Source organism: Mycobacterium colombiense CECT 3035, from assembly GCF_002105755.1.
Lineage (GTDB): Bacteria > Actinomycetota > Actinomycetes > Mycobacteriales > Mycobacteriaceae > Mycobacterium > Mycobacterium colombiense.
The window spans coordinates 2,468,735-2,483,306 of the sequence record NZ_CP020821.1 but is presented as its reverse complement, the minus strand read 5'-3'; the positions used below and the strand labels follow the sequence as shown (position 1 = coordinate 2,483,306).

Annotated in this window: 12 protein-coding genes; 8 read left to right on the top strand and 4 right to left on the bottom strand. The window is 68.1% G+C overall.

From position 1 onward, the window contains the following. Positions 1–22: 22 nt before the first annotated feature. Genes B9D87_RS11350 through B9D87_RS11340 form a run of 3 tightly spaced genes read left to right on the top strand, consistent with a single transcriptional unit; the run spans position 23 to position 5,933 of the window. Positions 23–4,864 (top strand): NAD-glutamate dehydrogenase, encoded by a 4,842-nt coding sequence (locus tag B9D87_RS11350; protein WP_007774116.1) that lies wholly within the window; start codon positions 23–25, stop codon positions 4,862–4,864. Then, positions 4,861–5,274 (top strand): acyl-CoA thioesterase, encoded by a 414-nt coding sequence (locus B9D87_RS11345; RefSeq protein ID WP_007774118.1) that lies wholly within the window; start codon positions 4,861–4,863, stop codon positions 5,272–5,274. Before B9D87_RS11350 ends, B9D87_RS11345 begins: the two co-directional genes overlap by 4 nt. Next, positions 5,262–5,933: a DUF8185 domain-containing protein gene (locus B9D87_RS11340; protein WP_007774123.1), complete on the top strand. Its 672-nt coding sequence runs from the start codon at positions 5,262–5,264 to the stop codon at positions 5,931–5,933. Before B9D87_RS11345 ends, B9D87_RS11340 begins: the two co-directional genes overlap by 13 nt. A 79-nt stretch (positions 5,934–6,012) precedes the next feature. Here the strand turns inward: B9D87_RS11340 and B9D87_RS11335 are convergent, their stop codons facing one another. The 3 genes from B9D87_RS11335 to B9D87_RS11325 form a co-directional block, all read right to left on the bottom strand. After that, positions 6,013–7,029 (bottom strand): NAD(P)/FAD-dependent oxidoreductase, encoded by a 1,017-nt coding sequence (locus tag B9D87_RS11335; protein ID WP_007774125.1) that lies wholly within the window; start codon positions 7,027–7,029, stop codon positions 6,013–6,015. Positions 7,030–7,115: 86 nt separating this feature from the next. Further along, positions 7,116–8,681 (bottom strand): glycoside hydrolase family 13 protein, encoded by a 1,566-nt coding sequence (locus B9D87_RS11330; protein ID WP_007774127.1) that lies wholly within the window; start codon positions 8,679–8,681, stop codon positions 7,116–7,118. A gap of 25 nt (positions 8,682–8,706) precedes the next feature. Continuing rightward, positions 8,707–9,102: a globin gene (locus B9D87_RS11325; protein ID WP_007774129.1), complete on the bottom strand. Its 396-nt coding sequence runs from the start codon at positions 9,100–9,102 to the stop codon at positions 8,707–8,709. 143 nt (positions 9,103–9,245) lie between these two features. Between B9D87_RS11325 and B9D87_RS11320 the strand changes: the two genes are divergently transcribed. The 3 genes from B9D87_RS11320 (at position 9,246) to B9D87_RS11310 (ending at position 10,642) form a co-directional block, all read left to right on the top strand. Further along, positions 9,246–9,893, top strand: coding sequence for an HNH endonuclease (locus B9D87_RS11320; RefSeq protein ID WP_007774130.1), 648 nt, complete (start codon positions 9,246–9,248; stop codon positions 9,891–9,893). Positions 9,894–9,960: 67 nt separating this feature from the next. Further along, entirely contained in the window at positions 9,961–10,188 is a 228-nt protein-coding gene (gene ctaJ / locus B9D87_RS11315) for an aa3-type cytochrome oxidase subunit CtaJ (protein ID WP_007774131.1), read from the top strand. Next, positions 10,175–10,642, top strand: a complete 468-nt coding sequence (locus B9D87_RS11310; protein WP_007774132.1) for a DUF5130 domain-containing protein — start codon at positions 10,175–10,177, stop codon at positions 10,640–10,642. The genes ctaJ and B9D87_RS11310 overlap by 14 nt, the downstream gene beginning before the upstream one ends. A gap of 27 nt (positions 10,643–10,669) precedes the next feature. Here the strand turns inward: B9D87_RS11310 and pepN are convergent, their stop codons facing one another. Next, entirely contained in the window at positions 10,670–13,255 is a 2,586-nt protein-coding gene (pepN, locus tag B9D87_RS11305) for an aminopeptidase N (RefSeq protein WP_007774133.1), read from the bottom strand. Between the two features lie 92 nt (positions 13,256–13,347). Between pepN and B9D87_RS11300 the strand changes: the two genes are divergently transcribed. Both B9D87_RS11300 and B9D87_RS11295 read left to right on the top strand, forming a co-directional pair. Then, positions 13,348–13,971 (top strand): mycothiol-dependent nitroreductase Rv2466c family protein, encoded by a 624-nt coding sequence (locus B9D87_RS11300; protein WP_007774140.1) that lies wholly within the window; start codon positions 13,348–13,350, stop codon positions 13,969–13,971. Between the two features lie 104 nt (positions 13,972–14,075). After that, on the top strand, positions 14,076–14,555 hold the full coding sequence (locus B9D87_RS11295; RefSeq protein ID WP_007774141.1) for a ribose-5-phosphate isomerase: 480 nt from the start codon (positions 14,076–14,078) through the stop codon (positions 14,553–14,555). Positions 14,556–14,572 lie beyond the last annotated feature (17 nt).

Genomic DNA, 14,572 nt, shown 5'->3' with positions numbered 1-14,572 from the left:
TCGCCAGTTGGGAGCTATCGGCATGACGATCGATCCCGGAGCCAGACACGATCTCGAGCCGTGGACGACCTTCACCCGGCAGCAGGACATCCCCGAGTGGATCTCGAGGGCCTACGTCGAGAGCTATCGCGGTCCGCACAGCGACGAGTCGGGGGGCGCGGAGACCAGGCCCATCGACCTGACCGTGCCGGCGGCGATCGTGACCCCGGCCATGCTGAGCGCGCACTATCGCCTCGGCCTGCACCGGCCCGCCGGCCAGAGCCGCGTCGCGGTCTACCCGGCCGAAGACCCCGCCGGGTTCGGGCCGGCCCTGCAGGTCGTCACCGATCACGGCGGCATGCTGATGGATTCCGTCACGGTGCTGCTGCACCGGCTCGGCGTCCCGTACACGGCGATCATGACGCCGGTGTTCGAAGTGCAGCGCAGCCCCGAGGGCGACCTGCTGCGCGTCGAGCCGAAAGCCGAAGGCGCATCGCAATACGCCGGCGAGGCGTGGATCCACGTGCAGCTGCTGCCGTCGGTCGACAGCAAGGGACTCGCCGAGGTAGAACGCCTGCTGCCCAAGGTGCTGGCCGACGTGCAACAGGTCGCCAGCGACGCGGCAGATCTGATCGCCGCGCTGAGCGATCTGGCCGCGCAGGTCGACGCCAACGCCGACAACCACTTCTCCGCGCCGGACCGCGACGACGTCGCCGCGCTGCTGCGTTGGCTGGGCAACGGAAACTTCCTCCTGCTCGGCTACCAGCGCTGCCACGTGCACGACGGCCAGGTGTCCGGTGACGGCTCGCCCGGCCTCGGCGTGCTGCGCACCCGCACCGGCTCGCGCCCGCGGCTGACCGACGACGACAGGTTGCTGGTGCTCGCGCAATCGGTGGTGGGCAGCTACCTGCGCTACGGCGCCTACCCGTACGCCATCGCCGTCCGCGAATACGTCGACGGCGCCGTGATCGAGCACCGGTTCGTCGGGCTGTTCACGGTGGCCGCCATGAACGCCGATGTCCTGGAAATCCCGACGATTTCGCGCCGGGTCCGGGAGGCGCTGGCGATGGCAGACAGCGACCCGATCCACCCGGGCCAGCTGCTGCTCGACGTCATCCAGACCGTTCCCCGCTCGGAGTTGTTCACGCTCAGCGCCGAACGGCTCCTCGCGATGGCCAAAGCGGTGGTGGATCTGGGACCGCAGCGCAACGCGTTGCTGTTCCTGCGCGCCGACCGGCTGCAGTACTTCGTTTCCTGCCTGGTGTACCTGCCCCGCGACCGCTACACCACGGCGGTGCGGCTGCAGATCGAAGACATCCTGGTCCACGAATTCGGCGGCACCCGGCTGGAATTCACCGCCCGGGTCAGCGAATCGCCTTGGGCCCTCATGCATTTCATGGTCCGGCTGCCGTCCGACGGCCCCGGCGCCGCGCCGGTCGACGTCTCCGAAGACAACCGCATCCGCATTCAGGCGCTGCTGAGCGAAGCCGCGCGCACCTGGAGCGACCGGCTGGTCGCCGCCGCCGCGGAGGGCGCCGTGGGGCATGCCGACGCCGAGTACTACGCGGCCGCGTTCCCCGAGGTCTACAAGCAGGCCGTCTCGCCGGCCGACGCGATCGACCACATTGCCATCATCGGTGAGCTGCAAGACAATTCGGTCAAGCTGGTGTTCACCGAGGCCGACGACGGCACGGCCCAGCTGACCTGGTTCCTGGGCGGACGCACGGCCTCGCTGAGCCAGCTGCTGCCGATGCTGCAGAGCATGGGCGTGGTGGTGCTCGAGGAGCGCCCCTTCACCGTCAACCGGTCCGACGGGCTGCCGGTGTGGATCTACCAGTTCAAGATCTCGCCGCATCCGACCATCCGGCTGGCCTCGACGCAGGACGAGCGCGACGCGATGGCCGAGCGGTTCGCCGACGCGGTCACCGCGATCTGGCACGGCCGGCTGGAGATCGACCGGTTCAACGAGCTGGTGATGCGCGCGGGCCTGCGCTGGCAGCAGGTCGTGCTGTTGCGTGCCTACGCAAAGTACCTGCGGCAGGCCAACTTTCCCTACAGCCAGTCCTACATCGAGTCGGTGCTCAACGAGCATCCCTCGACCGCGCGATCACTCGTCGCGCTGTTCGAGGCGCTGTTCGACCCCGACCCCGATTCGTCGGCGGGCCGCGATGCACAGGCCGCCGCGGCGGCGGTCGCCGCCGACATCGACGCGCTGGTGAGCCTGGACACCGACCGCATTCTGCGTGCCTTCGCGTCGCTGGTGCAGGCCACGCTGCGAACCAATTACTTTGTGACGAGCGAGGGTTCGGCCCGCGCCCGCAACGTGCTGGCGATCAAGCTGGACGCCCAGCTGGTCGACGAGCTGCCGCTGCCGCGCCCCAAATACGAGATCTTCGTCTACTCGCCGCGGGTCGAGGGCGTGCACCTGCGGTTCGGCCCGGTGGCCCGTGGCGGCCTGCGCTGGTCGGACCGTCGCGACGACTTCCGCACCGAGATCCTGGGCCTGGTCAAGGCGCAGGCGGTGAAGAACGCCGTCATCGTGCCGGTCGGCGCCAAGGGCGGGTTCGTCCTCAAGCGGCCGCCGCTGCCCACCGGCGATGCCGCCGCCGACCGCGATGCCAGCCGCGCCGAGGGCGTCGCCTGCTATCAGCTGTTCATCTCCGGCCTGCTCGACGTCACCGACAACGTCGACCATGCAACCGGAAAGGTCAGCCCGCCAACCGAAGTCATCCGGCGCGACGGCGACGACGCCTACCTGGTGGTGGCGGCGGACAAGGGCACCGCCACCTTCTCCGACATCGCCAACGACGTCGCGAAGTCCTACGGATTCTGGCTGGGCGACGCGTTCGCCTCCGGCGGGTCGGTCGGCTACGACCACAAGGCCATGGGCATCACCGCCAAGGGCGCGTGGGAGGCCGTCAAACGGCACTTCCGGGAGATGGACATCGACACCCAGACCGAGGACTTCACCGTCGTCGGAATCGGCGACATGAGCGGCGACGTCTTCGGCAACGGCATGCTGCTGAGCAAGCACATCCGGCTGCTCGCCGCCTTCGACCACCGGCACATCTTCTTGGATCCCGATCCCGACGCCGCGCGCTCGTGGGAGGAACGCCGGCGGATGTTCGACCTGCCGCGGTCCAGCTGGGAGGACTACGACACGTCGCTGATCAGCGAGGGCGGCGGCGTGTACAGCCGTGAGCACAAGGCGATTCCGGTCAGCCCCCAGGTCCGCGACGCGCTGGGCATCGAGGGCGACATCGCCGAGATGACGCCGCCCAACCTGATCAAGGCGATCCTGCAGGCGCCGGTGGACCTGCTGTTCAACGGCGGCATCGGCACCTACATCAAGGCCGAGTCCGAGTCCGACGCCGACGTCGGCGACCGCGCCAACGATCCGGTCCGGGTCAACGGAAGCCAGGTGCGCGCCAAGGTGATCGGTGAGGGCGGCAACCTCGGCGTGACCGCGCTGGGGCGCGTCGAGTTCGATCTGGCGGGCGGGCGGATCAACACCGACGCGATGGACAACTCGGCCGGCGTGGACTGCTCGGACCACGAGGTCAACATCAAGATCTTGATCGACTCGCTGGTGACCGCCGGCAAGGTCAAACCGGAGGAGCGCAAACCGCTGCTGGAGTCGATGACCGACGAGGTCGCGCAGCTGGTGCTCACCGACAACGACGACCAGAACGACCTGATCGGCACCAGCCGCGCGAACGCGGCGAGCCTGCTGCCGGTGCACGCCAGGCTGATTCAGTACCTGGTGGACGAGCGCGGCATCCACCGCGAACTCGAGGCGCTGCCCTCGGAGAAGGAGATCGCGCGCCGCGCCGAGGCAGGCATCGGGCTTACCTCGCCGGAGATGTGCACCCTGATGGCGCACATGAAGCTCGGCCTCAAGGAGGAGATGCTCGAGACCGAGCTGACCGAGCAGGATGTGTTCGCCTCCCGGCTGCCGATGTACTTCCCGAAACCGTTGCGGGAACGGTTCACTCCGGAGATCCGCACGCATCAGCTGCGCCGCGAGATCGTCACCACCATGCTGATCAACGACCTGGTGGACACCGCCGGTATCAGCTACGCCTTCCGCATCGTCGAAGACGTCGGCGTCGGATCCGTCGACGCGGTGCGCACCTACGTTGCCACCGACGCCATCTTCGGGGTGGGAGAGACGTGGCGGCGCATCCGTGCGGCCAAACTGCCCGTCGCACTGTCGGATCGGCTCACGCTGGACACCCGGCGGCTGATCGACCGCGCCGGACGCTGGCTGCTCAACTATCGTCCGCAGCCGCTGGCGGTCGGCGCCGAGATCAACCGGTTCGCCGCCAAGGTCCAGGCCCTGACGCCACGCATGTCGGAATGGCTGCGCGGCGACGACAAGGCCATCGTGGAAAAGGAGGCCGCCGAATTCACCTCCCAGGGCGCACCCGAAGACCTCGCCTATTCGGTGGCCGCCGGCCTCTACCGCTTCAGCCTGCTCGACATCATCGACATCGGTGACATCAACGACATCGACGCCGCCGAGGTCGCCGACACCTACTTCGCGCTGATGGACCGGCTCGGCACCGACGGGCTCTTGACGGCGGTGTCCGAACTGCCCCGCCGGGATCGCTGGCATTCTCTGGCGCGCTTGGCGATTCGTGACGATATCTATGCTTCGCTGCGGTCGCTGTGCTTCGACGTGCTCGCCGTGGGGGAGCCCGACGAAAGCGGTGAAGAGAAGATCGCCGAGTGGGAACACCTGAGCGCGTCCAGGGTGGAGCGGGCCCGCCGCACACTGATCGAGATTCAGGAAAGCGGGGACAAGGATCTCGCTACGCTGTCCGTCGCCGCGCGACAAATCCGTCGCATGACCCGCACCAGTGGAAGAGGATCGTCAAGTTGAGCGTCGGCTTCATCGCCCCCGTGCCAGTGCGCTGGTCGGACATCGACATGTACCAGCACGTCAACCACGCGACCATGGTCACGATCCTCGAGGAGGCCCGCGTCCAGTTCCTGCGTGAGGCCTTCGAGGTCGACATCTTGACCATCGGGTTACTCATCGCCGAGGTCAAGGTGACGTACAAAGGGCAGCTGCGGCTGGTGGATTCGCCGCTGCAGGTCACCATGTGGACCAAGCGGCTGCGGGCGGTCGACTTCACGCTGGGCTACGAGGTGCGCTCGGTTGCCGCGGACCCGGAGTCGAAGCCCGCCGTCATCGCCGAGTCGCAACTGGCGGCCGTCCACATCGAGGAGGAGCGGCTGGTGCGCCTCTCGCCACAGCATCGGGAGTATCTGCAGCGGTGGATCAGGTAGCGGACCGAGGACTATGGCTGGGCGCCGACTCCAGAGACGCCCACCGCGCGGATCTGGCCGCGTTCGTCGATCGCGCGTTGCGGCTCGACGACGCCGCGATCATCCGATTCCGGACTCGCTCCCCAGGGCTGCTGACGGCCTGGGTAGCAACGGGTTTCGATGTGCTGGCCAGCAGGGTGGTGGTCGGCGAGGTGCGGCCCGGTGACCTGTCGGTGGGCGCCGACGCGCTGGCGCGCGGCCTGTCCGCGATGGACGCCTCGGGTTACGTCGATCCGGGCTTCGCGATGGATTCGGCGTGGCGGGGCGCGTTGCCGCCAGAATCCGGGTTCACCCACCTCGAGGACATCCCGGCCCGGGTGATCCTCGAACTCGCGCAACGCGGCGCGCAACTTGCCAAGGAGCACAGCAGTTCTCACGGCCCGCCGGTGTCGCTGCTCGACCAGGAGGTCATTCGGGTCAGCGCGCCCGACGTGCAGGTCGGGCTGCCGATGCGCTGCGTGTTCGCGCTGACAGCGATGGGTTTTCTGCCGCAGTCACCCGATGCGGTCGACGCCGACGAATTGATCCGGGTCCGGATACTGCCGACGTGGTTGCGCCTGGATGCGCGGTTCGGTTCGGTGTATCGCCGCCGGGGTGACCCCGCGCTGCTGCTGGGCTGACGCGGACGGCCGCCGACGATCTGCCAAACGGATCAGGCTGAGTTTAAAGCGATCGCCCGGCCGGGTTCGGCCGCGCGGCTCAGGGGCCGTAGAGCAGCCACAGGGGCAGCACGGCGTCCAGATGGTCCATGAACTTCTTCAGGCCCACCCGAAACTGCCCGTAGCCGTATGGGTCTTCGGCGTATTGGGGGAACGCGATGCCCACCCCGAAAAGCCCGGGGGCCAGGATCCCGTTGGTGCGGTTGTAGTCCAGCTGCCCCCACTGCGGTGTCTCGGGCAACGTCCTGCGCTCGAAGCCGACGGTGTAGACGACGCGGTCGCACTGCGCCAGTTTGTCGGCGAACTCCGGGCTCGACGCCCGGCACCTCTCCAGGCGGTCGGGAAGCACCCCGTCGATGTTCTCCCGCGCCCAGGCGGCCGCCCGGCCCTTCAAGCCGGTGTCGTCAAACAGGATCCAATCATCGAGATACACAGCGTATTTCAGTGGACTCCGATAGAAATTGACGATGCGTTCGACGGGGTGGCGCAGCAGATTCGGCAGCACGATCATCGACGAGTGCGACGAGCCGAACACCGCGACCGTCGCGCCTTCGAGTGGTTCTGCGGCCAGCTTCTCGGGATCCAGGGCGACCTGGACTTCGATCTCGTCGAGGCCGGGATGGCAAAGCTTTTTGGGATCTGCGCCGACCGCCAGGACCACGTTCGTGGAGAAGACGTCGCCGTGGTCGGTCTGGATCCGCCACCGCCTGTTCGCCAAGAACAGCGCGGTGGCGGTGGTGGCAAGGGCGTCGACGCGTTCACGGAGCTGCCCGGTGACCCACACCAGGGGTTCGGCCACCAGGCCGAGCGCACAGGTCTCTTGCGGATCGATCTCCCTGAGCGCCATGGGAGGTGCTTCGGAGAAGCGAAAGGCCTTGGAACCGTTGAAGTATTCGAGGAACAGCCCGACATGGGTGTTGCTCGGCACCGACCGCCATTTCTGGCCGATGTCGCCGCCGGCGAAGGCCGGATCGACCCAGGCGATCCGCTCGGCAGCGATTCCGTGGTCAAGCAGCCTTCCCACCGCGGCGATGCCCGCCGGTCCGGCACCGATCACTGTCCACTCGTAGGAAGCCATGCACCACATATAGAGCAGTCCGCCGCGAAACGCTCACGAGACTCGGGCGGCGCGGCCCGGATCCGCTACGCCAGCCAGGCCGCCGCATCCGGTGGCAGTTTGCCGTCCAGCAGCGGCGCGCTGGCCAGGATCAGCTCGCCCGCCGGCAGCGGCACCGGCGACTCGCCGCCGTTGAGCGCGCAGGTCAGCCCACCGGGGCGCCGGAAGAGCACCGCGTCGCGGGGCGCATCCAGCCACTCGATGCTGTCGCCATCGAATTCCACACGGCGCTTACGCAATTCGAGCGCCCGCTGGAAGAACGCCAAGGTGGAGTCGGGATCGCCGCTCTGCTTCTCGACGGTCAGGGCCGCCCAGTCCCTCGGCATCGGTAACCAGGTATCCGGCGTGGACGAGAACCCGAACGGGGGCTGCTCGCCCGACCACGGGATCGGCACCCGGCACTTGTCCCGGCCCCGTTCCGTGTGCCCCGACCGTTCCCACGTCGGGTCAGCCAGCACCTCCTCGGGCAGGTCCAGCACGTCGGGCAGCCCGAGCTCCTCGCCGTTGTAGACGAACACCGTGCCCGGCAGGGCGAGCATGACCATCGCCATGGCCCGGGCCCTGCGCAGTCCGATCTCGCCGCCGCCGTAGCGGGTGACCTCGCGGTCCACGTCGTGGTTGGACAGCGTCCAGGTCGGGACGGCGTCATAGATCGCGGTGGCCGCCAGCGAGTTCTCGATGGCGTCACGGATCTGGCCGGCGTCGAAGTCGATCTTGGTCAGCCGGAAATTGAAGCCGAGATGCAATTGGTCGGGCCGCAGGTACTCGGCCCACAGCAGGTTGTCCATCACCCACACCTCGCCGATGGTCACCGCCCCGGGATACTCGTCGACGATCTTGCGGATCTTGCGGTGGATGTCGTGCACGCCGGCGTTGTTGAAACGCGGGTCGTCGTCGCTGTGGCTCAGCACCTTGGCGTCGTCCTTGGCGTCGGGCAGGCCGGGCGGCTTGGCCATCCCGTGCGCGACGTCGATGCGGAAGCCGTCCACCCCACGATCCAGCCAAAACCGCAGCGAGGTCGCGAAGTCCTCGAAGACCTCGGGGTTCTCCCAGTTCAGGTCCGGCTGCTCGGTGTCGAAGAGATGCAGGTAGTACTGGCCGGGGTTGCCGTCGGGCTCGACCACCCGCGTCCAGGCCGAGCCGCCGAAGACCGACGTCCAATTGTTCGGCGGCAGCGCCCCGCCGGGGCCCTTGCCGTCGCGGAAGTGGTAACGCTCCCGGGCGTCGGTGCCCGGGCCGGCGGCCAGCGCGGCCTGAAACCACGGGTGCGCGGAGCTGGTGTGGTTGGGCACCACGTCCATGGTGAGCTTGATGTCCCGCTGGTGTGCCGCCGCGATCAGCCGGTCGATCGCGGGCATTCCGCCGAACAGCGGGTCGATGTCGCGCGGATCGGCGACGTCGTAGCCGTGGTCGGCCATCGGCGAGACGGTGACCGGGCTGAGCCAGATCGCGTCCACGCCCAGCCGCTCCAGGTGATCCAGATGCGCCACGATCCCGTCGATGTCACCGACACCGTCGCCGTTGCTGTCGGCGAACGATCGTGGATAGACCTGATAAAAGACCGCGTTCGACCACCATGCTGCGGGGCTCATAGTGCTCCGTTCGGTTGCGGGGTATCTAGAAGGGCGAGTTGACCAATGAGTCGGCAGCCATTTCCAGGTAGTTGAGCAACTCGCGACGGTGCTCGTCGTCGAGCGTCTGCGAATCGATGGATGCGACGGCCGTGTGCATGCATCGCAGCCACGCGTCACGCGCCAGGGGAGTGATCCGGAACGGCACGTGACGCATCCGCAGCCGCGGGTGTCCGCGCCGGTCGGAGTAGGTGCGCGGGCCGCCCCAGTACTGCTCGAGGAACATCCGCAGGCGCTCTTCGGCGCCCTCGAGGTCGTCCAGCGGATACAGCTCGCGCAGGATCTCGTCCTCGGGAACCTGGGCGTAAAAGCGCGCGACGATCGCGTGGAAAGTCTCGGCGCCGCCGACCGCGTCGTAGAAGGACTCTGCTACCTGATCCATCGCCGTCCATTGTGGTGCATCCCGGCGATGCCAAGCGGAGGCGGCCCGACCCCATGCCCGGTGTTCATCGGATCGACACGGCGTTCACCTGCAATAGGGGTGCGATTGGCGGCGAATCATGGTGGACTGTTCGCGGAGGATCTATGGCGCAGGGCAAGAAGCGCCGCAGCCACCGCAGTCAGGTGGCCGCGGCAGGGTTAACCGGACCCACAACCGCGTCGTCGCTGCATAGTGTTGAGATCCATCCGCCCGCACGCCCCGAGGGCGCGTCGATCTGGAGTCGCCGGCGGGTCCTGCTGCTGAATTCCACCTACGAACCGCTGACCGCGCTGCCGATGCGCCGCGCGATCGTCATGGTGATCTGCGGGAAGGCCGACGTGGTCCACCACGACCCGGCCGGCCCCGTGATCCACTCGGCGACCAGCTCGATCGTGGTGCCCTCGGTGATCCAGCTGCGGTCCTACGTCCGCGTCCCGTACCGGGCGCGCGTCCCGATGACCCGCGCCGCGCTGATGCACCGCGACCGGTTCTGCTGCGCCTACTGCGGGGCGAAGGCGGACACCGTAGACCACGTGCTGCCCCGCAGCCGCGGCGGCGACCACTCCTGGGAGAACTGCGTCGCGTGCTGCTCGACCTGCAACCACCGCAAGGGCGACAAGCTGCTCAGCGAGCTCGGCTGGGCGCTGCGCCGGCCGCCGCTGCCGCCGACCGGGCAGCACTGGCGGCTGCTGTCGACGGTCAAAGAACTCGATCCGGCCTGGGCCCGCTACCTCGGCGAGGGCGCGGCCTGACCACCAATCCGGTGTCCGGTCGCGCCGCTCGATCGCTTCGTGGGATACGGTTTGCGTCGTGAGTCCTATGCATGTCCATCTGTTCATCGTCGGAATACCGCTGTTGCTGGTAGCTGTGCTGTCGGTGCTGATCTGGTCGCACAAGGGGCCGCACCCCGCGGCCTACAAGCTGGGCGAGAAGTGGACGCATCCGCCGATCCTGTGGGCCGCCACCGGTGAAGAGGTGGGGCACGCCCACGGTGGGCACGGCACGTCGGAATTCTCAGTCGGAGGTGGCGCCAGTGGCACGTGGTGAGGTAGCGACGAAGGAACCCACCGAGCTGCCGCCCGGAACGGTCATCACCACCAGCGGGCGGATCTCGGGCGTCACCGAGCCCGGCGAGCTGTCCGTGCATTTCCCCTTCTCGACCAAGGACCTGGTCGCCATCGACGACGCGCTGAAGTTCGGCTCCCGGGCGTCCAAGACGCGCTTCGCGATCTACCTGGGCGATTTGGGCAGCGACACCGCCGCGCGGGCCCGCGAGATCCTGGCCGACGTGCCGACGCCGGACAACGCGGTGCTGCTGGCCGTCTCACCCGACCAGAAGGTCATCGAGGTGGTCTACGGCACGCAGGTTCGCGGCCGCGGCGCCGAGTCGGCCGCTCCGCTGGGTGTGGCGGCCGCGTCCTCGGCATTCGAGCGCGGCGACCTGGTCGACGGACTGGTCAGCGCGATTCGCGTGCTGAGCGCGGGGATTTCGCCCGCCTGACCATCGGGGCTCGCTTGTCGCGGGGGCTCAGCCCTCGGCGTCGAATCGGCGCGCGCGCAACGACCGCTTCACTCCCGCCTGGCCCTCGAGCACCAGGCGGCGCAGCGCGGCCGGCACCTCCGGGTCGGACAGGAACCTGTCCGCCGCGGCGACGCCGTCGTCGCTGATGTCCCAGTGCGGGTAGAGGCCGATCACCACCGTCTGGGCCACCTCGCTCGACCGGCGCGCCCAGACCCCGGCGATCGCCTCGAAATAGCGCGCGGTGAACGGCTTGAGCAACTCGGCCTGCCCGGGCGGGGCGATGCCCGCGATGATCGAGCGGGCGGTGATGTTGGCCAGGGTGTCGTCCTCGACCACCGTCGTCCAGGCCGCCTCCTTGACCGCCAGCTGGGGTCGGGCCGTCGCGGCCTGGGCGCCGTGGCGCTTGCCGGCCGCGGTCGGGTCGCGCGCGATCTCGGCGTCGATGAACGGCGTCGCGGGCCCGTCGGCGTCCACGCTGCCCGCGGTCGCCAGCGCCGTGACGATCCGCCAGCGCAGGTCCGTGTCGACCTCGAGGCCAGGCAGCCCCAGCTCGGCGGGGTCGCGGTCCAGCAGGTCCGCCAGCGTTTCGATATGGCCGGTCGACAGCACCGACGAGCACAGCGTGTTGACGAAGGCGAGCTGGTGATCCGAGCCGGGCTGCGCGCCGCGCGCCAACTCCAGCAGCCGGTCGGCGAACTGCGGCCAGCCGTGCTCGCGTGCCCAGCCCTGCTCGGCGTACGATGTCAGCGCCGTCTGCGCCTGCAGCAGCAGCCGCTGCGCCACCCCGACCTCGGATTCCGCGTGCACGCCGCCGGCCACCAGGGCCACGAAGTCGCGGGCCCGCAACTCGGCCTCGCGCGTCATCTCCCAGGCGGCCGACCAGACCAGCGACCGTGGCAGCGGCTCGGCGATGTCGGCGATGCGCTCCAGCGCGGTGCGCAACGACTCGGCGTCCAGCCGCAACGAGCAATACGTCAGGTCGTCGTCGTTGACCAGGACCAGCTGTCCCCGGGAAACACCAACCAGCGCAGGGACTTCCGTGACCGGACCTTCGACGTCGAGTTCCTCGCGGTGCACCCGCACCAGCTTTCCGTTTCCGTCATCGTCGTAGATCCCGACCGCCAGCCGGTGCACCCGGGTCTCGCCGCCCCCCGGTGCGGCGCCACTCTGGGTCACCGCGAACCGGGTGAACTTGCCCCCGGCGCCCGGGCCGTCGACGTCGAACTCCGGCCGAAGCGTGTTCAGCCCGGTCGTTTTCAGCCACTGCTGACCCCAGTCGGACAAGTCACGTCCCGACGCCTTCTCCAGCGCGGCGACCAGATCGTCGAACGTGGCGTTGCCGAAGGCGTGGGCGCGGAAGTAATCCCGCAGCCCGGCCAGGAAGTGTTCCAACCCGACGTAGGCGACGAGCTGCTTGAGCACCGAGGCGCCCTTGGCGTAGGTGATGCCGTCGAAGTTCACCTCGACCGCTTCGAGGTCGGGGATGTCGGCGGCGATCGGATGCGTCGACGGCAGCTGGTCCTGGCGGTATGCCCACGATTTCTCGACCGTCGCGAATGTCGTCCAGGCCTCGGTGAATTCCGTTGCCTCGCTTTGGCATAACACCGAAGCGAAGGTCGCGAACGACTCGTTGAGCCACAGGTCGTCCCACCAGGTCATGGTGACCAGGTCGCCGAACCACATGTGCGCCATCTCGTGCAGCACGGTCTCGGCGCGCCGCTCATAGGAAGCCCGGGTGACCTTGCTGCGAAACACGTAGTCCTCGAGGAACGTCACCGCGCCCGCGTTTTCCATTGCGCCGGCGTTGAATTCGGGGACGAACAGCTGGTCGTATTTCCCGAACGCGTAGGGCATGCCGAAGTTCTTGTGGTAGAAGCCGAATCCCTGCTTGGTCTGGGTGAACAGCCGCTCGGCGTCCATGTGTTGGGCCAGCGAGGACCGGCAGAAGATGCCCAGCGGGATCTCGCCGTGCTCGTCGGTGTAGGAGTCGTTCCACTCGGCGTAGGGGCCGGCGATCAAGGCGACCAGATAGGTGCTCATCCGCGGCGTGGTGGCGAAGGTGTGCAGTCCGTCGTTCACCGACACCGTCGCGCCGTTGGAGACCACCTTCCAGTGTGCGGGCGCGGTCACCCGCACGTCGAAGGTCGCCTTCATGTCGGGCTGGTCGAAGCAGGCGAACATGCGCTTGGCGTCGGCGGTTTCGAACTGCGAGTACAGGTAGGTCTCGTTGTCGACCGGGTCGACGAACCGATGCAGACCCTCACCGGTGTTGGAGTAGAGGCAGTCCGCGTCGATGACGACGACGTTGCGGTCGGCCAGCCCGCGCAGGGGGATGCCCGTCGACTCGTCGTACCCGGAGACGTCCAGATCGCGCCCGTTGAGCGTGGCGCCGCGGATGGTGTCGGCGGCGATGTCGATGACCGAGTCGGCGCCGGCCAGCGAGTCGAATACCACGGTGGTGATGGAGCGGAAGGTCCGTTCGCCGGGACCGCCGGAGCCGTCGGTGACGTCGAGGTCGATCTGATAGCCGGCGACCGTGATCAGCGCGGCGCGCTCGACGGCTTGTTCGCGGGTGAGATTCGGGAGAGCCACGTGTCCAACTTACGGGTCGGGCAAACCGGGAACAGGATGCAGACGCCTACGGTTGTGCAGATCAGACTTTTCACTTCACGAGAGGATCCGTCATGCCTGACACCGCCGCCGCGAAGAACAAGGCCGATTTCTGGTTCGATCCGCTGTGCCCGTGGGCGTGGATCACCTCGCGCTGGATCCTCGAGGTGGAAAAGGTGCGCGACATCGAGGTGAACTTCCACGTGATGAGCCTGGCGGTGCTCAACGAAAACCGCGAGGGCCTGCCCGACGAGTACCGGGAACGGTTGTCGAAGGCCTTCGGGCCGGTGCGCGTGGCGATCGCCGCCGAGCAAGCCCACGGCGCCGAGGTGCTCGCGCCGCTGTACACCGCGATGGGCACCCGGATTCACAACGAGGGCAACAAGGATCTGGATGACGTGATCAAACTGGCGCTCGACGACGTCGGCCTGCCGGCCGAGTTGGCGGAGGCCGCGACCAGCGAGGAGTACGACGAGGCGCTGCGCAAGAGCCACCACGCCGGGATGGACGCGGTGGGCGACGACGTCGGCACGCCGACCATCCACGTCAACAACGTGGCGTTCTTCGGGCCGGTGCTCTCCAAGATTCCGCGTGGTGAGGAAGCGGGCAAGCTGTGGGACGCCTCCGTCACGTTCGCGTCCTACCCGCACTTCTTCGAGCTCAAGCGCAGCCGCACCGAGAAGCCCGAATTCGACTAGAGCGATCGGCCGGCGACCCGCTGCGATCGCCTGGGCCGGTTCGGCGGCGATGCACGGCGATCGCCGCCGCCGGCTCGGCGGGTGGCTGTGTAAGGATTGCGGTCATGCGCGTCTACCTCGGCTCTGACCACGCCGGATTCGAGCTCAAGCAGCAGATCATCGACCACCTTACGAAATCCGGGCACGAGCCGATCGATTGCGGCGCCTTCAGCTACGACGCCGAAGACGATTACCCCGCCTTCTGCATCGCCGCCGCGACCCGCACGGTGGCCGACCCGGACAGCCTGGGCATCGTGCTCGGCGGGTCGGGCAACGGCGAGCAGATCGCCGCCAACAAGGTGCCCGGCGCCCGCTGCGCGCTGGCCTGGAGCGTCGAAACGGCGTCGCTGGCCCGCGAGCACAACAACGCCCAACTGATCGGCATCGGCGGTCGCATGCACACGGTGGCCGAGGCGCTGGCCATCGTTGACGCGTTCTTGACCACGCCGTGGTCGAAAGCCGAACGCCACCAACGGCGTATCGACATACTCGCCGAATACGAACGCACCCACCAAGCCCCGCCGGTGCCCGGCGCCGCGGGTTGACGCCGGAAAGGTCTGCG

What these genes read in the sequence shown, in the direction of transcription:
- B9D87_RS11300 (WP_007774140.1), top strand. Translation starts at nt 13,348, where the DNA reads ATGCCTGACACCGCCGCCGCGAAGAACAAGGCCGATTTCTGGTTCGAT.
- B9D87_RS11330 (WP_007774127.1), bottom strand. Translation starts at nt 8,681, where the DNA reads ATGAGCCCCGCAGCATGGTGGTCGAACGCGGTCTTTTATCAGGTCTAT.
- ctaJ (WP_007774131.1), top strand. Translation starts at nt 9,961, where the DNA reads ATGCATGTCCATCTGTTCATCGTCGGAATACCGCTGTTGCTGGTAGCT.
- B9D87_RS11320 (WP_007774130.1), top strand. Translation starts at nt 9,246, where the DNA reads ATGGCGCAGGGCAAGAAGCGCCGCAGCCACCGCAGTCAGGTGGCCGCG.
- B9D87_RS11325 (WP_007774129.1), bottom strand. Translation starts at nt 9,102, where the DNA reads ATGGATCAGGTAGCAGAGTCCTTCTACGACGCGGTCGGCGGCGCCGAG.
- B9D87_RS11295 (WP_007774141.1), top strand. Translation starts at nt 14,076, where the DNA reads ATGCGCGTCTACCTCGGCTCTGACCACGCCGGATTCGAGCTCAAGCAG.
- B9D87_RS11350 (WP_007774116.1), top strand. Translation starts at nt 23, where the DNA reads ATGACGATCGATCCCGGAGCCAGACACGATCTCGAGCCGTGGACGACC.